Genomic DNA, 26,349 nt, shown 5'->3' on the forward strand with positions numbered 1-26,349 from the left:
GCGACTACCCGCCTACTCGCCTACTCGCCTACTCGGTCCGCAGCGCCTCGCCGAGCTGTCGGCGCGACGATATGCCCAGCTTCGCGTAGATGTTGGACAGGTGGTACTCCACCGTCTTCTGGCTGACGTAGAGCTCGGCCGCGGCCTCCTGGTTCGTGCGGCCGTCCACGATCAGGTGGGCCACCGACAGCTCCCGCTCGGTCAGCGCGAGCACACGGCTGCTGGTCCGGCCCAGGGCGGTCAGGCCGATGGCCGCCAGGTCGGCGTCGCAGCGTTCGAGGAACGGCGTGGCGCGAAGGGCGCTGAAGCGGTCGTGGGCCGATCTGAACCAGCGTGCGGCCTCGCGGCGGGAGCCGGAGCCGGTCGCGACGAGCAGTCTCGCGTAGCGGTGTTCCAGCATCGCGCGGAAGAAGGGCGCGTCGTCGTCGGCACCGGACGCCGGGACGACGGCCTGCTCGTAGATCGCCAGCGCGTCGCCCGGCCGGTCCTGTGCTTCGGCCAGGTGGCCGGTGAGCCGGGCTATGACGAGCCGCATGTAACCCGTGCCGTCGTGTTCGGAGGCGAGAGCGTCGACGGCCTGTTCCGCCGCCTCCAACTCCCCCACGCCGATCAACGCCTCGGCCAGCAGCGACTGCTGCCACAGCCAGAAAGGCCTGTGGCGGAAGCGCATCTGCTCCTGCGCGCCGTCGGTTCTGGCCTCCAGCAACGGCTCCAACGACCTGAGCATGGCTGCCGGGTCCGTCTGGGCCTGCGCCAGCACCGCCCCGGCCAACGCCCAGAACACGGTCTCGGCGGCCGGCGAGCCGAAGGCCTGGTTCATCCGGTCCAGGGTGTCGATCTGGGCCAGGGCCTCGTCCCAGTGCCCGCGGCCGGCCAGGACGCACACGACCGCGAACCCGGCGGCGGCGTCGCCGAACACGTGATCCTGGGCGGCGGCGATCGTCTGCGCCCGGTCGGCCGCCGACTCCGCGGCGTTCCAGTCGCCCGCCACGTATTCCGCCACCGCCAGCAGGGCCAGCGACAGGTGGCTGAGTTTCGACCCGGCGCCCTGCCGGTCGCGCAGCGCCACCGCCGCCAGATCGGCGCGCGCCGCGGGAATCCTTGCCAGGAACAGGTTGCAGACGCCCCGGGTGGCCAGCGAGTCGAGCTGGTCGTTCGGCACCTCGGTGGCCTCGGCGGCCAGGTAGTCCAGCCGCCGCAGCGCGGTGCGCGGGCCCTGGTCCCACATCACGCCGGTCGCCAGCAGCGTCCGGGTCAGGTCGGTCGTCGCGGGGTCGAGGTCGCCGATGGCCAGGGTCCGGGCGGCCACCTCGGCGGTCTCGGCCCCGCGGCCGTCCCGGATCATGATGGTGGCCAGGAACGTCCCGGCCAGGACCGCGACCCAGCCCGGCTCCGGATCCGTGTCCGCGAGGGCCTCGCGCCAGGCTTCGGTGAGGCGGGCCTCGGCGGCGGGGAACCGGCCGGAGAGCATCTCCATCACGCCGAGGACGCAGTTGCGCAACGCGCTCGGCGCGCAGTCCTCGACCTGCGGCCGCATCGTCATCGCCGCCACCGGCTGCATGGTCAGCAGCGATTGGGCGCAGGCGGTCAGCAGCCGGCGCTCCCGGTCCGCGCGCCCTTCGGAGAGCTCGGCGGCCCACTGCAGGCGGGTGGCCGCCAGGGCGTTGCGGCCCGCGGCGGCCTCGGCCGCTCCGGATTGTTCCAGTTCGGCGGCGAGCCCGGCATCGACGGAGACCGCCGCCGCGACCCGGTGCGCCCAGGCCGCGCCGGTGGCGACGACGTCGGCGGCGGCGAGGTGGAGGGCACGGCGGCGTTCGGGGGCGATGGCGTCGTAGACGGCGTCCCGTTGCAGGGCGTGGACCAGCGTGACAGGGCTTTGCGATTCGGTCGGCCACCAGCGGACGAGTCCGGCCTGCAGCGCCGGGCCGAGCGCCTTGGCCGGATCGGGTGTCCCGGCGACCTGCGCGACGGTCGCGAGCGGCACGCGGGCGGCCAGCACCGCCATCGCCTCCAGGAGGGCCACGGAGTCCGGGGGAAGCTGGTCCAGCAGGGTTCTGATACTCACCCGGAGCGTGCGCGGGGCCGGCCAGCGCTGCGCGGTCTCGTCACGCAGGGTCTGGACCGGCACCTCGGCCAGGACCGTGCGGAGGTAGAGGGGATGACCCTTCGTGTAGCTGTGCAGCCGCTCGACCAGGCCCGGCGCCAGACGCACGTCGAGCAGCCGCCGGGCCACCAGCGCCACGTCGTCCTCGCCGAGCCCGCCGATCTCGACGCCCACGGCCCGTTCCAGGGACCGGACCAGCCGGTCCAGGGTCCCGACGGTGTCCTCCTCGTCGGACCGCGACACCAGGACGGTCAGCACCCGGTCGGCCCACAGCCGGCGCAGGACGAACCCCAGCACCTGCACCGACAGCTGATCGGCCCAGTGGAGATCGTCGACGACGATCGCGACCGGCCCCTTGGACTCCTGCAGCACACCCAGCAGAAGCAACAACTGCCCGGCGATGGCATTCGCCGACGCCCCGCCGGCCCCCTGAAGCGCCAGCAGCGGAAACGGGGCCGCCAGGTCGTGCTCCACCCGCCGTATCAGTTGGCTGATGACGCCGCCCTGCAGGTCCGTCTCCGACGCGTCGCCGGTGGCCCACAGGACGGTGAAGTCCTCCAGCGAGGACACCACCCGGCGCACGAGGGCACTCTTGCCGATGCCGGCCTCGCCCTCGACCACGGCCAGCCACGCCTCGCCGTCCCGCGCCTTCCCCGCGCACGCCGCGAGCAGGTCGCACTCGCGGACCCGGCCGACGAACACCTCGGCCCGGCCGTCCGGGACTGGTACCGGGCCCGAACCCGGGCCCCCCGCACTCATGGCCACGCTCATAGTTCAGGTCTCCCAGGGGGCGGGGTCGTGCGGACCGGGCAGCCGCGGACGAGGTGATCATAATGCGATTCGATCCGGTGCGTGGCCTGGCCAGTGCCAGCACCCACCTTTCTAGTAAACCTTCTTGACAGGATCTACCGGGGCCGGTAGGTATGAGTGTCAGTGGCTTGGCGTGGAAGTTCCGAACCGGACACGCTCAGAGGGATCTGACCCGGCCGCTTGCGGCCATATGCCGCCTTCTCGTTCCCCACCGCTTCGAGGGCAGCGTCCCTCAAGGAGACCGGAATGCGACTTCGGCACCCCTTCTCACCGGCCACTTCGTTGGCCACGAAACGGCGTCGCGCCGTGATAGCCACCGGCGCGGCCTTCCTGCTCACCGGGTTCGGCGTGGCGGCGACCGCCGCCGCGGGATCCTCGACGGCGACGTCGGGGCCTTCGGCTTCGGGCTTGCCCGTCTATGACCACATCGTGCTGGTCACCGAGGAGAACAAGTACTACGACGACATCGTCGGCAGCAGCAACGCGCCCTACATCAATTCCCTGATGAAGCAGGGCGCGTCGTTCACGAACTTCCACGGCACGACCCACCCCAGCCAGGGCAACTACGTGGCGTTGTTCTCCGGGTCCCTGCACGGGGTCGACTCCGACGACTGCCCGTACAACTTCAGCGCCGACAACCTCGGCAACCAGCTGCTGACCAGCGGCCACACGTTCGTCGGCTACTCCGAGAGCCTGCCCTCGGACGGCTCGAAGGACTGCGGCGACGACGGGAGCGGCGGGTACGCGCGCAAGCACAACGGCTGGGTCGACTTCGCCGACATCCAGGCGAGCTCGAACCTGCGCTACAGCCGGTTCCCGACCGACTTCAGCCAGCTGCCCACCGTGTCCTTCGTGACGCCGAACCTCGACGACGACATGCACGACGGGACGGTCAAGCAGGGCGACACCTGGCTGCACGACCACATCGACGCCTATGCGCAGTGGGCCAAGACGCACAACAGCCTGCTGATCGTGACGTGGGACGAGAACGACGGCGACGACTCCAACAACCAGATCGCCACCACGATCGTCGGCGCGCACGTCACTCCCGGCTCCAGCAGCGGCACCCGCTACGATCACTACTCGCTGCTGCGCACCATGGAAGACATCTACGGCCTGCCGGCGCTGGGCAGCGCGGCCACGGCCGGCGACATCGCGGGCATCTGGGACGGGGGCGGACCGCCGACCTCACCGTCCTCGCCGTCCTCGCCCTCCTCGCCCCCGACGTCGCCGTCCTCGCCACCGTCCTCGTCACCGGCCGGCGACATCAACCTCGCGTTGCACCGAACGGCCACCGCGTCCTCCACGGAGAGTTCGTCGCTGAGTGCCGCCAAGGCCTTCGACGGCGACAACGCGACCCGCTGGGGCAGCAAGGAGGGCTCGGATCCGCAGTGGCTCTCGGTCGATCTGGGAACCAGCTCGACGATCCACCAGATCAAGCTGAACTGGGAGGCCGCGTACGGCAAGGCCTACACGATCCAGACCTCCGACGACGACAAGACCTGGACAACCGTCTACAGCACCACCACCGGCAAGGGCGGAAACGAAACCCTTTCCGTCACCGGTCACGGCCGCTACGTGCGGATGTACGGCACCAAGCGCGGCACCTCCTACGGCTACTCGCTGTACGAGTTCGGGGTATACGGCCCCGAGCCCGCCACGCTCGCCCCGCCGGCGAACGCACCGGCAGACGCAGCGGCGAACATACCGGTCAACGCCCCGGCGGACGTCACGACGACCCCCGCGGCGAGCGACCTGACCGCTCCGAGCAAGAAGGAAGCCGCACTGGAACTGGTCTCCAGCGCGGAGAACTCCTCGCTGGACTGGAAGGCGCAGTACGCGGCCATCGAGGACATCAGCGACGGCCGCGGCTACACCGCGGGCGTCGCCGGATTCAGCTCCGGCAACGGCCACCTGCTCGACCTGGTGAACCTCTACACCCAGCGCGTCCCGAACAACGTGCTGGCCGGGTACCTGCCGGCGCTGCGCGCGGTCAACGGCAGCAGCTCGCACCGCGGCCTGGACCCGGGCTTCACCGCCGCCTGGCACACCGCGGCACTGGATCCGGCATTCCAGCAGGCCCAGAACGACGAGCTGGACCGGCTCTACTTCGACCCGGCGGTCGCCCAGGCCAAGGCCGACGGCCTGCACGCGCTGGGGCAGTTCGCCTACTTCGACGCGGTCATGAGCAGCGCCGACCAGGGCCAGGCCGGCCTCAGCGCGATCCGCGCCGCGGCCATGAAGCAGGCCCGCACTCCCGCGCAAGGCGGCGACGAGGCGACGTACATCAAGGCCTTCCTCAATGCCCGCGAGGCCGCGATGCACGGCGACTTCAGTCGAATCGACAGCGAGCAGCAGGTCTTCCTCGCCAAGGGCAACCTGGACCTGAACGCGCCCCTGTCCTGGCAGACCGACGGCGACACGTACAACATCGCCGACTGACGCCTGCTCGCCCCTCCTTCCGGTCGGCGCACCGCTGAGGTGCGCCGACCGGAACCCCTTGGGGCAGCCGGTCTGAGAGGACTGCCATGTACATCTCGTCGACGCGCCAAGCCCCCGCCGGTCCGGGGATCCCGGTGGTATCCGAAAGTTCCGATTCTCCTTCGGCGGCGCGGTCCCGGGCGGCCGTGGCCCCCAACGTGCTCGCGCTGGGCTCGGTCAGCCTGGTCACCGACATCTCCTCGGAGATGATCACGGCGGTGCTGCCGATGTACGTCATCTTCACCCTCGGCCTGAGCCCGCTCCAGTTCGGCGCGCTCAACGGCCTGTACTTCGGCGTCACCGCGCTGGTGCGGCTGGCGGGCGGGCACGCGGCCGACCGGTGGCAGCGCCGCAAGCTCGTGGCGGGCAGCGGCTACGCGCTGTCGGCCGTCTGCAAGCTGGGCCTGCTGGGCGCCGGTTCGTCGGTGCCGGTGCTCGGTGCCGTCATCGCCGCGGACCGCACCGGCAAGGGACTGCGCACCGGGCCCCGGGACGCGCTGATCTCCTTGAGCAGCACGCCGGAGACGCTCGGCCGTTCGTTCGGCGTGCACCGCGCCCTGGACACCATCGGGGCGTTCCTGGGTCCGCTGGTCGCCTTCGGGCTGCTGCTGGCGACCCCGGACCGGTACGACACCGTCTTCGTCGCCAGCTTCGGCATCGCGGCGTTCGGGGTCGTGATGCTGGCGCTGCTGGTCCGCGATCGGACGCAGGCCGTGGACCGGGAGAACCCGGTTTCCGTGGACGCCGCGCTGCGGCTTCTGCTCATGCCGCGCTTCCGCCGGGTCTGCATCGCCGCGCTGCTGCTGGGGGTCGTGGCGCTCAGCGACGCCTTCGTCTACCTGCTGCTGCAACAGCGCCTCGACATCTCCGCCGAGTACTTCCCCCTGCTGCCGCTCGGCACCACGGCCTCCTACCTGCTGCTCGCGGTCCCGTTCGGGCAGCTCGCCGACCGGGTCGGGAGGATCCGGGTGTTCGTCGGCGGCTACGTCGCCCTGCTGTGCGCCTATCTGATGTTGTTCGGACCGGTCGGCGGCGTGGTGTTGCTGCTGCCGACCCTCGCCCTGCACGGCTTGTTCTACGCCGCCACCGACGGCGTCCTGATGGCCGCCGTCGGGCCCATGCTGCCGGCCCATCTGCGGGCCAGCGGCATGGCCCTGATCCAGACCGGCCAGTCCCTCGCGCTGCTGGCGTCCTCGGTGCTGTTCGGCGCGGCCTGGGACCGGTGGGGACTGCACGCGGCCATCGCGGCGGCGGTGGTCTCTTTGGCCGCCGCGATCCTCGCGGCCTTGTGGATCCTCCCGCTCGCGAAAGAAAGCAAGGCATGAACACGCGCTCCCGAGTACTGATACTGGCGGCCTCCGGACTCGTCGCCGCCACCGCGATCACCGGGTACGTGGTGAACGCCCATGACGCCGCGGAGGGTACTGGAACCGGTGCTGGCACGACCGGCAGCATCGATCTCAGAACAAGCGAGACGGCCGGCACGCCCGGCACGCCCGGCACCGCCACCACGATCCTCTTCCGCGACACCGCACCGGGGCCCGAATTCGGCCACGTCGCCTCCGTCCCGGCCGCCCACCCCGGCGCCGCGCCGACCGTCAGCAGCACCCTGTGCGACCGCTTCTACGCGGCCCACGACACCGCCGTCTGCCTCCAGCGCGGAGGCGCGCTCCCCGCCACCTACGCCACCGTCCTGGACCACTCCCTGCACCAGGTCCGCCAGGTCAAGACCGCCGGCTTCCCCAACCGCGCGCGGGTGTCCGCCAGCGGCACGATGGTGTCCTGGACGACCTTCGTCCAAGGCGACTCCTACCTGAGCGACGACTTCTCGACCCGGACCTCCATCCTGGACACCAAGACCGGCCGGCTCGTCGACACCATCGAGAGCATCCCGCTGACCCTGGACGGCAAGCCGTACCACGCCGCGGACGTGAACTACTGGGGCGTCACCTTCGCCGCGGACGACAACACCTTCTACGCCACCGTGCGGACCGGGGGCCGCACGTACCTCGTCCAGGGCGACTACCGCGCCTGGACCGCGCGGACGTTGCGGGAGAACGTCGAATGCCCCTCCCTGTCGCCGGACGGCACCCGCCTGGTGTTCAAGAAGCGCGTCGACGCCAGCGCGAACCGGCCCTGGCGGCTCTACGTCCTGGATCTGCGCACGATGGTGGAAACGCCGCTCGCGGAAGAACACAGCATCGACGACCAGGCGGCCTGGCTCGACGACCACACGGTCATGTACGGCCGGCCCCGGCAGACCGGCGGCGACTGGGACGTCTGGGCCGTGCCCGCCGACGGCGGGGGCGAACCGCGGGTCCTCATCCCCGACGCGAGCTCCCCGACCCCCCTGGGAGGCTGACCGCGCCGCGTGTCGTCGCCGGGATCGGGAGTCGTGTGGAGGAGGATTCCCTCTGCCCGCTTTGACCGGCTTCAGGAGTGATGATGACTATGTCGGCGCGTTTTTGGAACCGCATGCGCAGGACTCTGGCACGCGTCGGGATCGGGGCGGTGGCAACGGCCGCCGGTATCGCACCGGCGTCGGCGGACGGTCCGCTCACCGAGTACGGCCCGGTGCCCTCGATCCCGCTCAGCGGCGTGTGCGAGACGCACTTCGACCCCGGCGGCAGCCTGTGGGTCGAGCAGTATCTGAGCAGCCAGGTCGCGCGCTTCGATCCGGCGGCGGGCACGTTCACCGAATTCAACACGCCGATGCCGCTGTCGGTTCCCGGCGGCATGGCGCTCGGTCCGGACGGCGGCATGTGGATGCCGGAGGTGACCGGCAACGCCCTGCTCCGTGTGAACACCGCCGACGGCAGCATGCAGGAGTACCGGCTGCCGTGGCTGAACGCCTTGAACACCACGGCCCTCGGCCTGCCGCTGCATCTCGGGCTGGGGCTGGCCAACGACATCACCGCCGGGCCGGACGGAGCACTCTGGTTCACCCTGGGCGGCCTGAACGCCATCGGCCGCTTCGATCCGGCGACGCACGCCTTCACCGAGTACCCGGTGCCCGGGGAGATCCTGGGCCAGGTGCAGTCGCTGTTCGGGATCATCAAGCCGGGGCCCGGCAACACGGTCGCCATGGATCTGCCGCAGCAGAACGCGGTGGTCACCCTTGACGTGACCACGCACGCGTTCACCCGGTACACGATGCCGACCGCGTTGTCCTTCCCGGTCGGGGTGTGGACGGCGAAGGACGGCTCGATCTGGGTCAGCGAATCCCTCGGCATGAAGCTCGCCCGGATCACCCCGGCCACCGGCGCGATCAAGGAGTTCCCGCTGTTCAGCGTCGGCGGTCTGCTCAGCACCGTCGAGGACGACCTGCTGCACGGATCGCTCGGCAACCCGCTGCCGCTGCCCGGCCCGATCACCCAGGGCAGCGACGGCGCCATGTACTTCGCGCTCTCCTTCCCCGCCGCCGTGGGCCTGGGCAACCAGATCGGCATGCTCGACCCGGCGACCGGCCGGACCCGGGTGTGGCAGACGCCGTCGTCGGCGTCGTACCCGTGCGACGTCCAGAGCGACCGGCCCGGGTCGATCTGGATCGGGGAACTCACCTCGAACAAGATCGCCCGGCTGCCGGTCGGCTGAACCGCTCCGGACGGTCGGGGAAACTTTTGAATCCACCCCCTGTGACAGCGTTCACCTTTAATTGGTCAGAGGTAATCCCTGCCATGCCTTAGAATTGGAGGCGAAGCGAGAACAGATCCGATGGATCCCAAGAGGAGTCAACGATGAACGCCGAAGTCCTGACCGCCCGCCTGCAGATCGCCGCCGCCCGCCGCAAGGCCGAGGCCGAGCGCCAGACCCGCCCGGCGAAGCCCGAGGCGAAGAAGTAGCCCGGCGCGCGCCCAACGGGTTCGACCCTGCGGCGCCGCCCCCGAGATGCTTGCGCGATGCCCCCGGCAGCACGATCTGCCGGGGGCATCGTCGTGTGCGCGATGCGGATTCCTCGTACGCTGTGGTCCAAAACGCGAGATCAGGGGGCGGGCATGGGGCAGGACGGTCTTCTCGGGAAGTTGTTCCGGCGCAAGGGCACGGAGGCCGGCTCCCAGCCGACCGCGAGCGGCGCGTCTTCGCCGCACCGTGTAACGGAGCCGGCCGTCCAGGACGCCGTCCCGCCGCCGGCCGCCACCACGAGCTGGGACCAGGACGAGGCCCTGCGGCACATCCTCGGCCCGTCCGCCGACGCGCCAGCCGTCCGGGACGTCCTCGACCTCTGCGACACCCTGCACGGCCCGATGCCGCCGGTGCCGTGGCGCGAGCAGATGGCCGCGCTGCTCGCCGACAACGCCGCGGGCAACGCTGACGGTAACGCCACGGGTAACGCCACGGGTAACGCCGCGGCCATCGGCGCGCTGCGGACGATCGCGCTGCGCGAGACCCCGTTCGACGACCCGCGGGCCGACCACCGCGTCCCGTTCGTGCGCAGCGTCGTGTGGGCCATCGGCCTGACCGAGCCCGCCGACGCCGTGCCGCTGCTCATCCGCATCACCGAGGTGTACGGGGAGCCGGGGCGCGGCCGCGAGTACCGCTCCGTCGCGGTCACCGCCGTCGAGGCGCTCGGCGGGATCGGCGGCGAGCGCGCACTCCCGGCGCTGCGGCAGATCAGGGCCGAGGCCAAGCTCGGCGACGTCCGCCGGGCCGCGTCCCGCGAGCTCGACCGGAACCTGGACGAGGCGCACCTCTCGCGCGCCGACGTCCCCGAGTGGCAGGCCGAGACCTTCGAGCTCGACCGGGACGGCCTGCGCGTCATCGAGCTCGGGCACGGCTACACGGCGGGGATCCAGCTGGATGCCGACGGAACCGTCGTCCTGTCCTACAGCGGCCCGAGCGGCCAGCACCGGTCCACGCCGCCGGCAGGTGCACGCGCGAACGACCTCCACGAAGCGGCCGACGTCGCGGCGAACCTGCGCACGGTCGTCTACGCCGAGCGCTTCCGGCTCAAGCAGCTCATGAAGGACCAGCGGACGCTGACGTACGAGGACTGGATGGAGTCCTACCTCGGCAACCCCGTCACCGGACAACTGTGCCGAGCGCTGATCTGGGAGTCGTCGATCGACGGCGGCGAGCACTGGCAGCGCTTCGTCCCGGTGTGGAGCGCGCGCCGCGAGGCCTGGCTGCGCCTCGGCGAGGACGGCGTCTCGCACGACATCGCCGAGCAGTCCCAGGCGCGCGTCGTCGATCCGAAGAACTTCAGCGCCGCCGAGAAGCGGGCCTGGGACGTGCAGCTGCTGAAGCTCCGGCTGACGCAGCCGTTCGAGCAGTTGGCTCTGGCCGATGGCGGCGGCAACCGCCGGCGGGAACGCCGTTGACGGAGACCCAGCGCGCTCGCGAGCTGCTGGCCAGACGACGCCGTATCAGGCCCTGTGCACGTTCCCGGCCTCACAAACCCAACCGGCGCCGCACCCCGGCGATCTCCGTCAGCGCCCACGCCTTCGACTCGCTGGCGGGCAGGGCGTGTCCGATTCTCGCCGCGTCGCCGACCAGCCTCGCGGCGTGGTCGGGGTCGGCGGGGATCAGGGCTTCGGCGACCATGGCCAGGGCGCGGGCCCGCCACGATTCGGCGGCGATCGTGTACGCGACCGTCTCGGCCTCGTCGGGGTCGGTCGCGGCCAGGGCTCCGGCGAAGGTGGCCAGGGCACGGGCCCTGAGTTGCGGGTCGGTGATGTTATAGGCGATCGTGCCGGCGCGGTCGGGGTGGTTCGCGGCCAGTTCCTCCGCGAGCATCGTCAGGGCCCATGCCTTCGACTGCGGGCGGGCGATGGAGGCGGCGACGGTCTCGGCGCGGTCCGGGTCGCTCGCGGCCGCCGCCTGCACGATCTCGGCCAGGGCCAGCCCCTTGGATTCCGCGTCGGTCATGGCTTCGGCGATCCTCTCGGCTTCGTCGATCAGCCCGGCGGCCCGTTGCGGGTCGCTCGCGGCCAGCGCCGTCGCCACCATGGTCAGCGCCTGGACGTGGGCCGATTCCTCGATCGACTCGTGGGCGATCGCCTCGGCCTGGGCGAGCAGTCTGGACGCGCGGGCCGGGTCGTTCGCGGCCGTCACCGACGCGACCTTCACCAGTGCCGAGACCCGCGAGAACGAGTCGACGATCCTGCGGGCGATCCCCTCGGCCCGGTTCGGCGCGTTCGCGGACAGCGCCTCGGCGACGGCGGCCAGGGCCCAGCCCTTCGCCGACTCGTCGGGGACGGCCAGGGCGATCTCCTCGGCCTCGCCGACCAGGCTCCCGGCCCGGTCGGGGTCGCCGGGAGGGACCGCTGCCGCGATCTTGACCAGGAGCTCGGCCCGCGTCGGCGGGTCCTGGACGGTGCCCGCGATGAGCGCGGCTTCGGCGACCAGCCGCGCGGCCCGGCGCTCGTCATACTCGGCCACCGCTTTCGCGATCGCGGCCAGCGTCTCAGCCCTCGACAAGCTCACTGAGATCTGGCGCGCCAGGAGCTCAGCGGTGTCCATGATGGTTTCCGTGGTGGTGTCCGTGGTGTGGTCGGTCGCCGTCGGGATCCCGGGCGACAGGACTCCGGCGGTATGGGTGGCGGCGCGGCCCGGTGCCGCCCGTACCCTCCCGGAGGCCGAGACCGGTCGAGGGCGCAACGCGGCACGTGCCACGTCCGCGACGTCCGGACGGTCGCTCTCAGCGATCTTCCGAAGTTCATCACGCGCGGCCCGCACCCGGCGGAGGTCGGGGTCGTCCAGCCATTCGGCGAGGACCTCCACGGCAGCCGCCCGGATCTTCGGGTGCTGATGCCCCAACGTCGCCCGGAGATCCTTCGGCAGCGGCGCGGGCTGCACACTGCGCCGCACCATCGTTTTCCGGTGCGCGGAGTTGCGGCCCGTCGCGGGTTTGCCCTTGCTGTAGGCGGGGTTCGGCGTGAGGGCGAGCTGATCACCGGTCGCGGTCCCGCGCTGTTGCGGCTCGGGCAGCCCGTCGGCGCGCAGCCGGGCCCGCATGTACCGGTAGATATCGCCCAGGCTCAGATCCGGCCCGGCATCCGGATTCCCGGCCCGGAGCAGTTCCAAGAGCCGCCCGGTGAACGCGGTGTGGCGCTCACCGGGCAGGGCCGCGCTCGCCGGCCGGGTGGCCGGGGACGCGGTGAGGGTGTAGGTCCCGGCGATGTCCAACGGCTCCAGCACGTCGGTGTCGCCCAGGATCGGCCCGATCGCCTTACCGCTGTAGCAGCAGTCGAGAATGACCACCCGACTCCGGGCCGCAGAGCCCAGGAAGACATCGCGCACCGCGTCGAACGGCAAGGCCGTGAACGCCGGACGGTCGATTCCGGTGCCGGCCAGGCTCAGATACAACTCCGCCCGGCTCCTCGTGGGGAACCCGTGGCCGGCGTAGTAGAACAGAAGCAGGTCCTCGGCCTCGTCGGCGGCGGCGATCAGCAGGTTCCCGACCTGCTCCACCCCGGCGCCGGCCGGCGCGACCAGCAGATGCCCCGGATCGAAGGCGCCCAGCCCCGGATCGGTCAGCACTTCGGTGAGATCGGTGATGTTGTTGGCGATCGCCGGCTCGTCGGGGATGGCCGCGTCGGTGTACGCCTCCACCCCGACCAGGATGATCCGCGAGCGAGCCGGATCCACGCGGCGGACCTCGTTCATTCCCCGTCGCCGCAGACCTCGCGCACCAACGCCTCGACGTCCCGGACCCGCTTGGCGTCGATCTCCACCCGCCGTCCGTCCGCGGCGGTGAGCACGATCGTCACATCCGACCGGCGAGGCTGGGCCAGGAACGCCTTCAACGACGCGGCCAGCACGCTCACCGCGCCGCCACTGCCGACAGCGGCCACCAGCACCTCGACGGCCGCCCCCAACTCACCCGCGACGGGGACCACCGGCGCCGGCTTGACCAGGCCACGGAGTTCATCATCCTGAGCGAGCCAGTCCGCCAGCTCCGCCAACCCCTCAGCCGGTTCCCCGCTCTGTACCGATACCGACAGCTCGATCCGCACGTGACACTCCCCCGCAAAGGTCTTCTTGCCTGAGATTAAGTATGGTTCGGGTGCTGAGCACGTGTCAGGTACTTGCCCCACGGGTTGGAAGACTTCTCGCACAATCAGCGGATTTCGCGCACCGCCGCGCCCACGAGTCGATCCACCAACTCCTGCGGCGCCGCGTCCGTCCACGCCACGGCGAGCTCCGCCGGCTCCAGGTCCGTCACCGGCACCAGCGCCACGCCCGGGCACACGGCCCACTCGGCCATCGCGATCGGCGCGAACCACACACCGTGGCCGCGGCGTACCTGGGTCAGGCAGTCTTCGAGCGTCGCCACCACCGGTCCGCGCACGGCCGGGCGGCCGTCGGGGCGCGGGTCGGCGATGCGGTGGGCCTGGACGGCCGGGGAGCCGAACGCGTCCACGATCACCACCGGGTCCTCCGCGAGATCCGCGAGGGTGACCGATGGTCGGCCCGCGAGCCGGTGCCCCTCAGCCAGCAGGACGGCGCGGGGGTCGCTGCGGAACGCGGCCGTGCGCAGGTCCGGGTCGCCGGTGGGGAGCCACAGCAGGGCCGCGTCGGAGGTGCCCGCGTGGAGTTCGGCCATCGCCTCTACGGGTCGCAGGACCGTGCGGATCTCGACGTCGAACCCGGGGTGTTCGGCCTCGATGGTGTTCGCCAGCTCGATCGCGAGCTGCGTCGTGGGGTGCGAGGCCGCCGTGATCCGCAGGCGGCCGACGCGGCCGGCCGCCGCCGCGCGGACTTCGCCGTACAGGGTCTGGGCATCGTCCATCAGGGTTCTGCCGCTGGCGGTCAGCTGCTCGCCGGCGGCCGTCAGCCGGACGCCGCGCGAGGTGCGGACCAGCAGGGTGGCGCCCAGGGCGCGCTCCAGGTTCTGGATCTGCTGCGACAGGGTCTGCTGGGTGACGTGCAGCCGGGTCGCCGCCCGGGTGATGCTCGACTCCTGTGCCACGACCAGGAAGGACCGCAGATTGCGCAGGCTGATGTCGTCGATCACCCGCCGACGATAACCGTCGGCGGGTGATCTATGTCTGATCAAGAAGATCTGTGTCTGATCGGACTGGGCCCAATCGCTCAGAACATCGCGCCGTTCGCGCGCACCGTCTGCCCCGACACCCAGCCGGCCTCCTCGCTCACCAGCCAGCCGACCACCGGTGCGACGTCCGACGGCTGGCCGAGCCGGCCGCGCGGGCTGTGGTTCGCCGCCGCGGCCATCGACTCCGGGGTCTCTGCGTGCTGATAGAAGTCGTCGTCGATCGGGCCCGGCGCCACGGCGTTCACGGTGATGCCGCGCGCGCCGAGCTCCTTGGACAGCGCGAGCACCATGCGCTCCACGGCTGCCTTCGAGCCCGAATACAGTCCGTAGGGGCCGGTCATGATCGAGGTCAGTGTCGTGGAGAGCACCACGTAGCGGCCGTTGTCGGCGATGTGCCGGGCCGTCGCGCGCAGCGTGTTGAACGCCGAGCGGGTGTTCAGGTCGATCAGGTGGTCGAAGTCCGCGTCGGTGAAGTCCGCCAGCGGCTTCTTCATCACCGCGCCCGGAGTGTGGACCACGATGTCCAGCTTGCCGTGCCGGGCCACGACGCCTTCGAACAGCGCGTTCACGTCGTCCGAGCGCCGCGCGTCGGAGCGGATCGCCTCGGCCGTGACCCCGTGCTTCTCCAGCGCCACCAGCGTCTCCTGCGCGGCCGCGTCGTCGTTGGCATAGCTGATCACGGTGGTCGCGCCGCGCGCCGCGATGTTCTCGGCGAAGGCCGCGCCCTGGTTGCGGCTTCCGCCGATGATCAGGGCGACCTTGCCCTGGAGGTCCCGCCGCACTTCCGACATCGCAATGTCCTTCCATCGTCATGACCGGCCCGTGGCCCGAGTGCCGCGTTCGATGGTGGCAGGAGCCGGCGGCGGTCCGGAATCAGAAAGTCCCGGTGGCGGCCACAAGGAAGTCCTGTGACGAGGGAAGCGCTCTCCTGACACTGTTCAACATCCAAAAGGAACAAATCGGAAACACGCGCATGCGATGCTGACCCCATGCTTGATCAACGAAAGGTCGCCGTCGTCCGCTGGCCCGGCCAGACCCCCTCCGTGGAGAAGGGACTGCCGGCCCTGCTTGCCGCCTACCACCTCCGAACCGAGGCCGAGAAGGGCGAGTACGTCACAGACGTGTCGGCGCTGCCGGACAAGTACCGCGCGGAGATCTCGGATCCGCGGTCCGCGTTCGCCGATGACGCAGTGTTGGTCGCCCTGAGCGGGGAAACGCCCGTGGGCTGTGTGGTCGTGACCGCCGCCGCCGACGGCCGCTCGGAGATCAAGCGGCTCTGGACGGACCCGGCGTTCCGATCGCGCGGCGTCGCGACCGCACTGCTCGAAGCCGCGCTGGCCCACGCCGCCGACAGCGGCGTGGGCAGGGTGCGTCTGTCCGTCTGGCAATGGCGAGACGAGGCCGTCTCCTTGTACCAGCGACACGGATTCGTCTTCACCGACTCCTGGGACGAACGGGATCAACTGGTCTGTATGGAACGCACCCTATTGCCCGCCAATGGCCGGGTGCTCTAGTTCCGGCGGAAACCCCGACCCACCGCGTCGCGACTCAGCTCCGCCAAGCCGCCGCGCGGCACCTCGAAAACAGCGCCGCCCGGAACGCCGAGATCGATTGAACCTGCCCAGACCGACCTGCCACGCGCGTCGCGAACCAACACCGTCGCGCTCCCGCTGCCGTCGGTCAGCCGGACCCATGGATCGGTGTCGGCGTTGGCCACCAACAGCTCGTCCCATGCGCCGGCGGCGGACACCGGCAGGGCCGCGTGCCGGGCGACAATCTGCACCCGCGCGTCGTGGGCGCGGATCAGCGGGTAGCCGAGGTCGGGACGCGCGGGCTCGAAGGCACCCTGTTGCAGGGTCTGCTCATAGCGGCGGAAGATGCCGAGCCAGAAGACCAAAGCCTGGTGTTGCTCCGGCGTCAGAGTCGCGAGGTCCACCGAGATCTGCGGCACGGCGAACAGGACATTGATCAGGTGGCACGCCACCTGCTCGGCCGGTTCTTCCGGGTGCCACATCAGCATGTCGGCGTGGACCGGGATCGGGCCGGCCGCCAGGCGTACGTCGGTGGTCCGCTGCCGGTTGTCCAGGCCGCTGAGCGGGCAGTCCGTGGCCCGCAGCATCGTCGCGTGCGGCCACAGGCCGGGGCTGACGTAGGGCTGCCGGAACTCGACGAGCGCGGTCGGGCGGACCGCCGTGATCCGGGTACGGATCTCCCCCAGCAGCTTGTCCACGCCCTCCGACACCGTCGCGCAGTCGGCCTCGGGGCCGGCCGGCGGGGCCTCCTCGCGGGCGAACCAGTCCAGGAAGTCGATTTTCAGGCCGTCCATCCCCCACTCCTCGACCGCGCGGCACAGCAGGTCGGCCAGGTAGGCACGGACCGCCGGGCAGCGCGGGTCGACGATCATCGCGTCCAGGGACTCGGCGCGGGAGAGCGCGTAGGGCTGGAAGCGTTCCCAGACGGTGCTTTCCTTGCCGATGAAGGGGATCGCGTACCAGAGCATGTACTCGACGCCGAGGTCGTGGACGCGTGCGACGTGGGCCGCGGTGTCCGGCAGGGACAGCGGCTCCCAGTCGCCGGTGTGGCCGTAGCCGCGGCCCCGGTCCGGGGTCATCCAGCCGTCGTCGACGATGATCAGGTCCAGGCCGAGCTCTTTGCCCAGCCGGGCCTGCTCCTCGACCGCCTCCGGCGTCACCGCCTGGTGCATCGAGTACCACGTCGAGTACGCGGGCTTGCGCGCCGTCGCCGGGATGTCGACGCTCCCGATGCCCCGGTCCGCGAGCCACCACGCGGTCAGGTCGGCCAGGCAGCGTGCGAAGTGCCGGCCGGAGACGTCCACGCGCAGCGTCAGCCGGCCCTGCGCCTGCACCCAGAAGCGGAACTCGCCGGTCTCCTCGAACACTCCCCCGGCGGCCAGCACGTCGACCTCGGCCGCGGCGAAGGTGCAGCGGCCCACGTCGCCGGTGCCGACCAGCGACGCGATCGGGGCGCCGCGCGACAGCGAGACCTCCTTGGGCGCCGACCACGCGGCCGGGATCCCTTTGCCGGCCATCGTGTCCGGCGTCCACAGCGCCGTCACGTCGACGCAGGGCAGCCGCCATTCGGCCCGCACCGGACCGTCGGCGCTGGTGAGTACGAGCTCGATGATCCCCTCGCCGACCAGCCGCGCGGTGCTGTCCTCGGCCGTGGCCCGGAAGGTGAGCCCACCGCAGTCGATGAGTTGTACGGGCCCTGCGATGGGCTCCGCGTACGGCTCCCAGACCTCTGTCGTCGACGTCGTCAACACAGGCGGCTATCCCTTCGTGGCACCGGCCAGCAGGCCGGAGATGAACTGCTTTTGGAGGACGAGGAACAGGATCATCATCGGCACCGTCGAGACGGCCGTCCCGGACAGGATCGCGCCGTAGTCGGTGTTGCTCTCCTGGCCGTGCAGTGTGGCCAGGGCGACCGGGAGCGTGAGCATGTCCGGATGCCGCAGCGCGATCAACGGCCAGACGAAGGAGTTCCACGAGCCCAGGAACAAGAACACCGCCATCGCCGCCAGGAACGGCCGCATGACCGGGACCACGACGCTGAACAGGACCCTGAGTTCCCCGGCGCCGTCGACCCGCGAGGCGTCCAGCAACTCGTCGGGCAGCCCGGACAGCGCCTGGCGCATCATGAAGATGGCGAACGGCACGCACAGACCCGGCAGCACGATCGCCTGGTAGCTGTCGAGCAGGTGGAACGACATCATCATCCGGAACAGCGGGACCAGCATCACCTGGTCCGGGACCACCAGCGTGGACAGCAGCAGGCCGAACAGGACGGTGCGTCCGCGGAAGCGGAACTTGGCGAAGGCGTAGCCGGCCAGCAGCGCGATGGTCAGGCCGCCGAGGGTCTGCAAGGTCGCGATCGCCAGCGAGTTGCCGAGCACCCGCCACAGGCCGACCTTGGCGTTCAGGTCCCTGAGATTGGCCAGCAGGTTGCCGCCCGGAAGCCACTTGGGCGTACTGCTGAAGATGTCCGCGTCCTTCTGGGTCGCGGCCACCACCAGCCAGTAGATCGGCGCCACGCACAGGCCGGCGACGGCGGCGATGACAAGCGTGAGGGGCCAGCCCCGCAGTCGGGATCCGCTCATTTCTCCCGGTCTCCCATGAGCCGCATCTGGGCCACGCCGAGGATCACCACGAGCAGGGTGAGCGCGTAGGCGATGGCCGAGGCGTATCCGAAGTCGAAGTAGTGGAAGCCGTTCTCGTACAGGTACATCGACACCGTCAGGGTCGCGTTGTCGGGGCCGCCGCGGGTGAGGATGAAGGGCTCGTCGAACAGCTGGAGCGTGCCGATGCTGGAGAGCACAACGGTGAACAGGATGATCGGCCGCAGCGCCGGCACCGTGACCGAGCGGAACCGGCGCACCGCCCCGGCGCCGTCGACCATCGCGGCCTCGTACAGATCGCGCCGGACGCCTTGCAGCCCGGCGAGGTAGATGACGGCGTTGTAGCCGGTGTAGTGCCACGTCAGGACCAGGACGACGGCCATCCGCGCGCCGCTGCCGCTGCCCAGCCAGTCCACCTTGCCCAGGCCCACCCCGTTGAGCAGCCAGTTCAGCGCGCCGTTGTCCTTGTTCAGCAGGAAGCCGAACATGACGCCGGTGGCGACCAGGCCGGTGACCGCGGGCATGAACAGCCCCAGGCGCCAGACCGGGCGCCAGCGGACGTAGGAGGAATTGACGCCGAGCGCCAGCAGCAAGGCCAGCCCGAGCATGAGCGGAACCTGCACGACGAGGATCTCGAAGGTGTTGCGCAGGGCCTGCCAGAACAGCGGGTCGTGGATCAGGCGCTGGTAGTTGGCCGCGCCGACGCTGTGGGTGGCGTTGCCGGCGCCGCTGGTGGTGGAGATCCAGAGCGAGTCCAGGATCGGATAGGCCTTGAAGACGGCGAAGGTCAGCAGGGCCGGCGCGAGGAGGAAGTAAGGAACCAGCTTGCGGCGGGTCCAAAGACGGCGGCGGGGTGGCGGGGACGGGCGCCGGGCCGCGGCCGGCGCGCCCACGAGTCCGAGGCCGGCTCCGGCTCCGGCTCGAACTCCGGGGCCAGGGCCGTTTCCAGCTCCGGTCCCGGCCCGTCCGGCGCCGAGGTCGGCAGTCACGCGGCGATCTTCCGGCTGGTCTGCTGCGCCAGCTGCGTCGCAGCCTTGCGCAGTTCGGTCGCGGGGTCGGCGCCCTTGAGGAAGACCCGCACCTGCGCGTCGCTGGCCAGCTGGAGCGCGCGGGCGTAGTCGCCGGAGTAGTTGGTCGCGTCGGCGCCGTCGGTCAGCAGCCCGGTGAAGACCTGGAGCGGTGCCTGGCCGCCGTAGAAGGCATCCGGCTTCTGATACAGCGGGTCGCTGTACGCGGCGGTCAGGGCCGGGAACACACCGCCCGCGCCGAACATCGCGTTCATCGACGCCGGCCTGGTCAGCGCGTACTCGACGAACTTCCAGGCCGCCTGCTTGCGCGGGCTGCTGTTGGCGACGGCCAGGTGCGTGGAGTTGACGATGGCCGAGCGCTTGCCGCCGGCCGTCACCGCGGGCGGCTTGGTGAGCCGCCACTTGCCGCTCTGGTCGGCGAACGTGGTCTCCAGGTAGTGCACGGCCCAGGCCGGGTACGGCGCCACGGCCAGCTTGCCGGCCTTCATCAGGTTGCTCCAGCCGTGGTCGCCGGCCGCGTCGCCGACCAGGCCGGCGTCGTTGAGCCGCTTGATGACCGTCAGAGCATTGATGGACTGCGCGGAGCCGAGGGTGATGTTCCCCTGCAGATCGAAGTAGAAGGCGCCCTGCAACTGCATCAGGGACTGGAGGAAGTCGCAGTCCGGCGAGGAGGCCGCCGGCTTGTCGATGCCGATGAGGTAGACGCCGGGGTTGGCGGCTTTGAACTTCGCGGCGTCGGCCAGGACGTCGTCCCAGGTCTGATAGGCGGTCGGATCGATGCCGGCCTTGTCGAACAGGTCCTTGCGGTAGAAGAAGCCCAGCGGGTTCACCTCCCACGGCAGCGCGTACGCGTGGCCGTCCTTGCCGGAGACGACGGGCCACAGGCCCTTGGCGAACGCGTCCTTGTGCGCGTCGGCTCCCAGCGCCGACAGGTCGGCCAGGCCGCCGGGGAACTTCTCCAGGTAGCCGGGCAGGTAGTCGCAGCCGATGTGCAGCACGTCGGCCAGGCCCTGCCCGCCGGCCGCCAGGCCGACCGTGATCTTGTCCCAGATCGCCGGGTTGCCGACGTCCTGGACGTCGACGGTGATCCCCGGGTTGTCCTTCTGGAACGCCGGGACTATGCCCCGCAGGGCCGCGGCGGCGGTGGTCCAGGACCACACGGTGATCTTGCCGGTCGCCGCGCCGCCGCCGGAGGACGCGGTGCTCCCGCCGTCCCCGGAACAGGCCGAGAGGGTCTGGCCCGCGGCGAGGGCGAACAGGCCGGCGCCGGAGGCTCGCAGAAGACTGCGACGAGTGAGGTCTGGCATGGGGGTTCCTCTCTGGATGGGGATACGCCTCGATGTGCCTTGGAACTCGGTGTGCCGTGGAGCAGGTGGTGCCGTGGTGCAGGTCGTGCAGGTCGTGCAGGTGGAGCAGGTGGAGCAGGTGGAGCAGGTAGTGCAGGTGGCGTCTAGGCCCGGGCCCACCGGACCAGCACCGGAACGCAGCGCTCTGCGAAGTACTCGTAGTCGGCGGCCGTGTTGTAGACATGCGCCGACAGCCGCAGGTAGCCGACCCCGCCGAACGCGGTGAACGCGGTCGCCGCCCCCAACTCGCTGCCCACCCGATCGCGCAGCGCGTCGGCCTGCTCCCGGGTCGAGGCCAGGCCGTCGGGCAGCCGGACCAGGCGCAGCGCGGGCACCGGCATGCCGACGTCCGCCGCGTGGTCCTGTCCGGTGACCTCCGTGAAGGCCTGCGCGATCACCGCCGCGCCGAAATCGGCGAGCTCTGTCATGTAGCCGCGCGCCGTGTCCCAGCCCCAGGTGTCCTCGACGAACCGGAACGCGGCGCTGGCCGCGAGGTGGGCCGAGGCGTCCAGCGTGCCCTGGGAGTCGAACCGGGCCGGGTAGCGCTCTTCGGCGCCCCAGGAGTCGATCAGCGGGAACAGTCCTTCGCGCAGCGGGCCCCGCGCGACCAGCAACGCCGCTCCCGGCGGGGCGCAGGCGAACTTGTGCAGGTTGCCGATCCAGAAGTCGCAGTCCAGGCCGGCCAGCGGATTCCGAATGAGGCCCGGTGCGTGGGCGCCGTCGACCAGCAACGGGATCCCGCGCCGTGCCGCCTCGGCGCCGAGCAGTTCCACCGGCATCCGGCGGCCGGTCGGCGAGGTGATGTGGTCCACGACGATCAGCGCGGTCCGGTCCGACAGCTCGGCGGCCACGGCCTGGAACGCGGTGCCCTCGTCGGCGGCGAGCGGGACGTGCGCGGTGCGGACCTCGCCGCCGTACCGCCGCGCCAAGCGCCCGGCTCCCATGGTGACCGCGCCGTAGCCGTGGTCGGTGACCACCGCCTGACCGCCGGCCGGCAGCGTCAGCCCGGCGAAGACCGTGCTGGCCCCGGCGCTCGCGTTCGGGACCAGCACCGTGTCGTCCGGCTGGAGGCCGAGCGACTCGGCGATCTCGGCGCGCGCCGCGGCCATGCGCCGGGACAGCCCGGAGAACCAGGCCACCGGCGAGGCCAGCATCTCCCGGCGCAGCCGTTCCTGGACGAGCTGGGCGGCGACGGGGACCGCGCCGAAGGAGCCGTGGTTCAGGTGCCTGATCGCGGGGTCCAGCGTCCAGGCGCGGGACGCCGGACGTCCGTCCGGGAGGCACAGCGGCTTCGGCGCGGTGGCGGCGGTGCGCATGGGGCTCCATCTGTGGGTCTGGGGTCGGGCAGCAGGGATCTCGGGCAGCAAGGTTCGGCGAAGTCATTGGATGACTTCAGCAAGTCATCTAATGACTTGCCGAGAAGCTAGCAGCACCCAGAGCGCGAGGCAATGCCCGATCGGCGATCCACCTGGGGATGCTCCGACCGACCACCCAACCCCGATCCAAAGTCATCTAATGACTTCTCGGAGAGTCGACGTGGTGTTTAATGTCTCGGGCAGCACCGAGCGAGCGAGGGAGCGTGGCCATGACCCCGGAACCGGAGGCCAGGACGGCCGTGGACCGGGCGTTCACCGGCATCCGCCGGATGATCGCCGACGGCCGGCTGGGCCCGGGCGCGCGCCTGCCGCTGGAAGGAGAGCTCTGCGAAGAGCTGGAAGTCTCGCGCGGCTCGCTGCGTGAGGCGGTGCGGATGCTGGCCGCGCTGCACATCGTCGAACCGCGGCACGGCTCCGGCACCTACGTCTCCAGCCTTGAGCCCGCGGAGATCATCGGCAGCCTGTCCCTGACCGTCGAGCTGCTGCCGCCCGCGGGACTGCTGGAGCTGTACGAGATCCGGCGCGTCCTGGAGTCCTACGTCGCCGGCCAGGCCGCGGCCCGCCTGACCCGCGAGGCCGAGCGCAAGCTGTTCAGCCTGATGGAGGCCATGGAGGCCATCGAGGAGCCCTTCACCCCGGAAGCCCTCGACCTGCACTACCGCCTCGACTTCGAGTTCCACTCGATCATCGCCCAGACCGGCGGCAACACCGCACTGGAGTCCCTGCTCGCCGTCTTCCGCGGCCGCGCCCGGGCCTACCAGGTGTTCGAGCTCCCCGAGGGCCCGTCCATCAAGCACCGCAGCGACGAGGAGCACCGCGCGATCGCCACCGCCCTGGCCGACCGCGACCCCGCCTCCGCGGCCCACCACGCCGCCGAGCACGTCGCCCACACCGAGCGGTGGCTCAGGATCCTGGTGGACCCGGCACGCAGACCGGCTTAAGCCGTTTCTTGGGGCGCCGTGTAACCCGGCTGCTGTGTCAGGAGCGGCGCCGGAAAGTGGCACGCCACCTCGTGCCCCACCGCAGATCCCGCGACCTGCACGAGCGGCGGCGCCTCGGCGCCACAGACCTCCGCCGCCTTCGGGCAGCGGGTGCGGAACGGGCAGCCCGAGGGCGGGTTCAGCGGGCTGGGCACGTCGCCGACCAACCTGATGCGCTCGTGCTTGGGCTCGGCGCCGTCGTCCAACTCCGGGACCGCCGACAGCAGCGCCTGGGTATATGGGTGCTGCGATGCGCTGTAGAGGGTGTCGCGGTCGGCGACCTCCACGATCCGGCCCAGGTACATCACCGCGACGCGCTGGCTGACCTGGCGGACCACGGCCAGGTCGTGGGCGATGAAGACGAACGCGATGCCCAGGTCCCGTTGCAGGCGTCGCAGGAGGTTGACGACCTGTGCCTGGATGGAGACGTCGAGGGCTGACACCGGTTCGTCGGCGACGATCAGCTCCGGCTCCGTGGCCAGGGCGCGGGCCACGCCGATCCGTTGGCGTTGGCCGCCGGAGAACTCGTGCGGGTAGCGGTGCACGTGTGCCGGGTCCAGGCCCACGGTCTCCAGGAGTTCGGCCACGCGGTTCCGGCGGCCGGCCTTGGAGCCGATGCGCAGCGATTCCAAAGGCGCGGCGATGATGTCGCCGACCGTGTGCCGCGGGTTCAGGGAGGCGTAAGGGTCCTGAAAAACCATCTGGATCTTGCCGCGAAGCGGTGCCAGCTCCCGGCGGTCGGCATGGGTGATGTCCTGGCCGGCGTAGCGGACGTGGCCCGCGGTCGGCTCCAGCAGCCGGGTGACCAGGCGTCCGGTGGTGGACTTGCCGCAGCCGGATTCGCCGACCAGTCCCAGGGTCTGGCCGCGGGCCACCGCGAAGGACACGCCGTCCACGGCCTTCACCGCGCCGGCGTGGCGCGGGATCAGCAGCCCGCGCCGGACCGGGAAGTGTTTGGCCAGGCCGGCGACGTCGAGCAGCGGGGCATCGGGTGCGGTGGCCATCAGAGGGTGTTCCGTTCAGCAGCGTGTTCAGCAGCGTGTTCAATGACGTCGTCCTTAGCGGCGCGTTCAGTGGTCCGCTCCAGGGCAAGGTGGCAGGCCCTGGACCGGCCGTCGGCCGAGCCGGGCGCGAGCAGCGGAACGACGGTCGCGCACCGGTCGCCGGCGACCCGATCCCGCTGCTCACACCGAGGATGGAACGCGCATCCGCTCGGCGGATCGAGCAGGTTCGGCGGGCTCCCGGCGATCGGGATGAGTTCGGCGTCCGGGTCGCCGGCCAACGTCGGGACGGAGCGCAACAAGCCGGACGTGTAAGGGTGCTCAGGCGCAGCCAGCACCTGCGCGGCCGGGCCGTTCTCGACGCAACGGCCCGCGTACATCACCATCACGTCGTGCGCCACGCCGGCCACCACGCCGAGATCGTGGGTGATCAGCAGGATCGCCAGCTGCGACTCGGCCTGGAGCTCGGTCAGCAGCTCCAGGATCTGGGCCTGCACCGTGACGTCGAGCGCCGTCGTCGGCTCGTCGGCGATCACCAGCTCCGGCTCCCCCATCAGCGCCATGGCGATCATGACGCGCTGCCGCATGCCCCCGGAGAACTCGTGCGGGTACTCCTCGACCCGGCGGCCGGGGTCCGGGATGCCGACGCGCGCGAGCATGTCCACCGCCCGGACCTTGGCCTGCCGCCGGCTCGCGCCGGTCCGGCGCCGATAGCCGTCAGTGAGCTGATACTCCACCGTGTGGTACGGCGACAGCGCGGTCAGCGCGTCCTGGAACACCATCGCGATCCGCGAGCCCCGGTAGGACGCCATCGCGCGCTCGTCCAGGCCCGCGAGGTCGACCCCGTCGAACTCGATCCGGCCGCCGACCTCGGTCCGCCGCCGATCGTGCAGGCCCAACAACGCCAGGCCGGTCGCGCTCTTGCCGGAGCCGGACTCCCCCACCACCGCGAGCGTCCGACCGCGCCGCACCTGGAAACTCAGACCATTGACCGCCTGGACCGTCCCGCTTTCGGTCCGGAACCGGATGCCCAGATCCTCGACCTCGAGCAGCGGAGCACCAACCGCATCGACTAGTTCGTGCGCGATACCCATCAGAGCCTCACTCGGGGATCGATGAACGCGTAGCAGAGGTCGACCGCGACGTTGCACAGGACGATGAAGGCCGCCGCGACCAGCACGGTCCCGGTGATCATCGGCAGGTCCAGGTCGGTCACCGAGGAGACGGCCAGCTGCGCGATGCCGTGGATGTTGAACGTGGTCTCGGTGATCACGGCGCTGCCCAGGAACAGCCCGAGATCCAGGCCGAACTGTGTGAGCACCAGCGTCATCGCGCCGCGCCAGGCATAGCGCAGGTGCACCACGCGCGGCGGCAGGCCTTGCGCGCGAGCGGTCCGGACGTATTCCTGAGACTCGGCCTCGATCATCGAGGAGCGGGTGAAGCGCACATAGGTCGCCGCGCTGACCACCGCCAGCGTCGCCCAGGGCAGGATCATCCCGCCGAACCACTTGCCGGGGTCCGCGGTGATCGGGTTGTAGCCGGGCTGCGGCAGCACCGCGAACTCGTCCACCAGCAGGTACCGCGCCACGATGCCCACGAAGTAGACCTGCATCGAGGACCCGACGAGCGCGATCGCGGTGAGCCGTTTGTCCAGGGCCTGGCCCCGGCGCAGCGCGGCGATGACGCCCAGCCCGACGCCGACCGTCAGGATCAGGGCCGAGGCGCCGACGGCCAGGGACAGCGTCGCCGGGAAGCGGTCGGCCAGCGTGGAGGTCACCGCCTCGTGGTTCACGAACGAGTAGCCCAGGCACGGCGCCGCACACCAGGTCGGGCCGTAGTGCCGGCCGGCGACGATGCCGTGCACGAACTGCCAGTACTGCTCCCACAGCGGCCGGTCCACGCCGAGGTTGTGGCGGATCGCGGCCAGCGTCTGCGGGGTGCAGGTCTTGCCGCAGGACAGCCGGGCGGGGTCCGAGGGCAGAGCGAAGAACAGGAAGAACGTGACCGCGCTGATCGCGAACAGGATCAGCACCGCTCCCAGTCCCCGCCGGAGGATGAATCCGAACACGGTTTGCTCCAGGTCCAGGGGGTCG

The 26,349-nt window shown here is 70.9% G+C and carries 20 protein-coding genes; 7 read left to right on the forward strand and 13 right to left on the reverse strand.

Annotated elements, in window-relative coordinates; translation table 11 throughout:
• Positions 1–28: 28 nt before the first annotated feature.
• On the reverse strand, positions 29–2,863 hold the full coding sequence (locus ABIA35_RS37270) for an AAA family ATPase (protein WP_370361060.1): 2,835 nt from the start codon (positions 2,861–2,863) through the stop codon (positions 29–31).
• Between the two features lie 297 nt (positions 2,864–3,160).
• Between ABIA35_RS37270 and ABIA35_RS37275 the strand changes: the two genes are divergently transcribed.
• From ABIA35_RS37275 to ABIA35_RS37295, 5 genes are all read left to right on the forward strand, one after another.
• A complete protein-coding gene (locus tag ABIA35_RS37275) occupies positions 3,161–5,356 on the forward strand; it encodes a chitosanase (protein ID WP_370361061.1) in 2,196 nt (731 codons plus the stop codon).
• 86 nt (positions 5,357–5,442) lie between these two features.
• Positions 5,443–6,720 (forward strand): MFS transporter, encoded by a 1,278-nt coding sequence (locus ABIA35_RS37280; protein ID WP_370361062.1) that lies wholly within the window; start codon positions 5,443–5,445, stop codon positions 6,718–6,720.
• Positions 6,717–7,757 (forward strand): TolB family protein, encoded by a 1,041-nt coding sequence (locus tag ABIA35_RS37285; protein WP_370361063.1) that lies wholly within the window; start codon positions 6,717–6,719, stop codon positions 7,755–7,757. Before ABIA35_RS37280 ends, ABIA35_RS37285 begins: the two co-directional genes overlap by 4 nt.
• Before the next feature lie 113 nt (positions 7,758–7,870).
• A complete protein-coding gene (locus ABIA35_RS37290) occupies positions 7,871–8,989 on the forward strand; it encodes a hypothetical protein (RefSeq protein ID WP_370361064.1) in 1,119 nt (372 codons plus the stop codon).
• 401 nt (positions 8,990–9,390) lie between these two features.
• Positions 9,391–10,713, forward strand: coding sequence for a DUF4132 domain-containing protein (locus ABIA35_RS37295; RefSeq protein WP_370361065.1), 1,323 nt, complete (start codon positions 9,391–9,393; stop codon positions 10,711–10,713).
• Positions 10,714–10,783: 70 nt separating this feature from the next.
• Here ABIA35_RS37295 and ABIA35_RS37300 read toward each other — a convergent pair whose 3' ends face one another.
• From ABIA35_RS37300 to ABIA35_RS37315, 4 genes are all read right to left on the reverse strand, one after another.
• The gene (locus ABIA35_RS37300) at positions 10,784–13,000 is read right to left on the reverse strand and encodes a caspase family protein (protein WP_370361066.1); all 2,217 of its coding nucleotides are present in this window, start codon (positions 12,998–13,000) and stop codon (positions 10,784–10,786) included.
• Entirely contained in the window at positions 12,997–13,350 is a 354-nt protein-coding gene (locus ABIA35_RS37305; protein ID WP_370344612.1) for a hypothetical protein, read from the reverse strand. The genes ABIA35_RS37300 and ABIA35_RS37305 overlap by 4 nt, the downstream gene beginning before the upstream one ends.
• Before the next feature lie 104 nt (positions 13,351–13,454).
• Positions 13,455–14,351: a LysR family transcriptional regulator gene (locus tag ABIA35_RS37310; RefSeq protein WP_370344613.1), complete on the reverse strand. Its 897-nt coding sequence runs from the start codon at positions 14,349–14,351 to the stop codon at positions 13,455–13,457.
• 77 nt (positions 14,352–14,428) lie between these two features.
• Positions 14,429–15,181, reverse strand: coding sequence for an SDR family oxidoreductase (locus ABIA35_RS37315; protein ID WP_370361067.1), 753 nt, complete (start codon positions 15,179–15,181; stop codon positions 14,429–14,431).
• Between the two features lie 198 nt (positions 15,182–15,379).
• On the opposite strand from ABIA35_RS37315, the gene ABIA35_RS37320 reads away from it, so the two are divergent.
• Positions 15,380–15,904: a GNAT family N-acetyltransferase gene (locus tag ABIA35_RS37320; protein WP_370344615.1), complete on the forward strand. Its 525-nt coding sequence runs from the start codon at positions 15,380–15,382 to the stop codon at positions 15,902–15,904.
• Here ABIA35_RS37320 and ABIA35_RS37325 read toward each other — a convergent pair.
• The 5 genes from ABIA35_RS37325 to ABIA35_RS37345 all read right to left on the reverse strand — a co-directional run bounded on the left by ABIA35_RS37325 (position 15,901) and on the right by ABIA35_RS37345 (position 22,215).
• Positions 15,901–17,670, reverse strand: coding sequence for a glycoside hydrolase family 36 protein (locus ABIA35_RS37325; protein ID WP_370361068.1), 1,770 nt, complete (start codon positions 17,668–17,670; stop codon positions 15,901–15,903). The two genes, ABIA35_RS37320 and ABIA35_RS37325, sit on opposite strands and share 4 nt — an antisense overlap.
• 9 nt (positions 17,671–17,679) lie before the next feature.
• A complete protein-coding gene (locus ABIA35_RS37330; protein WP_370344617.1) occupies positions 17,680–18,507 on the reverse strand; it encodes a carbohydrate ABC transporter permease in 828 nt (275 codons plus the stop codon).
• Positions 18,504–19,418, reverse strand: coding sequence for a carbohydrate ABC transporter permease (locus ABIA35_RS37335; RefSeq protein WP_370361097.1), 915 nt, complete (start codon positions 19,416–19,418; stop codon positions 18,504–18,506). The genes ABIA35_RS37330 and ABIA35_RS37335 overlap by 4 nt, the downstream gene beginning before the upstream one ends.
• Positions 19,419–19,510: 92 nt before the next feature.
• Positions 19,511–20,860, reverse strand: a complete 1,350-nt coding sequence (locus ABIA35_RS37340; RefSeq protein ID WP_370361069.1) for a sugar ABC transporter substrate-binding protein — start codon at positions 20,858–20,860, stop codon at positions 19,511–19,513.
• Positions 20,861–21,003: 143 nt separating this feature from the next.
• Entirely contained in the window at positions 21,004–22,215 is a 1,212-nt protein-coding gene (locus ABIA35_RS37345; RefSeq protein ID WP_370361070.1) for an aminotransferase class V-fold PLP-dependent enzyme, read from the reverse strand.
• A gap of 269 nt (positions 22,216–22,484) precedes the next feature.
• Here ABIA35_RS37345 and ABIA35_RS37350 point away from each other — a divergent pair, with 269 nt between their 5' ends.
• Positions 22,485–23,216, forward strand: coding sequence for a FadR/GntR family transcriptional regulator (locus ABIA35_RS37350; RefSeq protein WP_370344620.1), 732 nt, complete (start codon positions 22,485–22,487; stop codon positions 23,214–23,216).
• Here ABIA35_RS37350 and ABIA35_RS37355 read toward each other — a convergent pair.
• From ABIA35_RS37355 to ABIA35_RS37365, 3 genes are read right to left on the reverse strand one after another with little or no spacing between them, the layout of a single operon-like run.
• Complete coding sequence (locus tag ABIA35_RS37355) at positions 23,213–24,259, reverse strand: ABC transporter ATP-binding protein (protein WP_370344621.1); 1,047 nt, start codon at positions 24,257–24,259, stop codon at positions 23,213–23,215. The genes ABIA35_RS37350 and ABIA35_RS37355 overlap by 4 nt on opposite strands.
• Positions 24,259–25,350, reverse strand: a complete 1,092-nt coding sequence (locus tag ABIA35_RS37360) for an ABC transporter ATP-binding protein (protein WP_370361071.1) — start codon at positions 25,348–25,350, stop codon at positions 24,259–24,261. The genes ABIA35_RS37355 and ABIA35_RS37360 overlap by 1 nt, the downstream gene beginning before the upstream one ends.
• The gene (locus ABIA35_RS37365; RefSeq protein ID WP_370344623.1) at positions 25,350–26,324 is read right to left on the reverse strand and encodes an ABC transporter permease; all 975 of its coding nucleotides are present in this window, start codon (positions 26,322–26,324) and stop codon (positions 25,350–25,352) included. The genes ABIA35_RS37360 and ABIA35_RS37365 overlap by 1 nt, the downstream gene beginning before the upstream one ends.
• Between the last annotated feature and the right edge of the window lie 25 nt (positions 26,325–26,349).

Source organism: Catenulispora sp. MAP12-49 (genome assembly GCF_041262705.1).
In the GTDB taxonomy this organism is placed as follows: Bacteria; Actinomycetota; Actinomycetes; order Streptomycetales; family Catenulisporaceae; genus Catenulispora.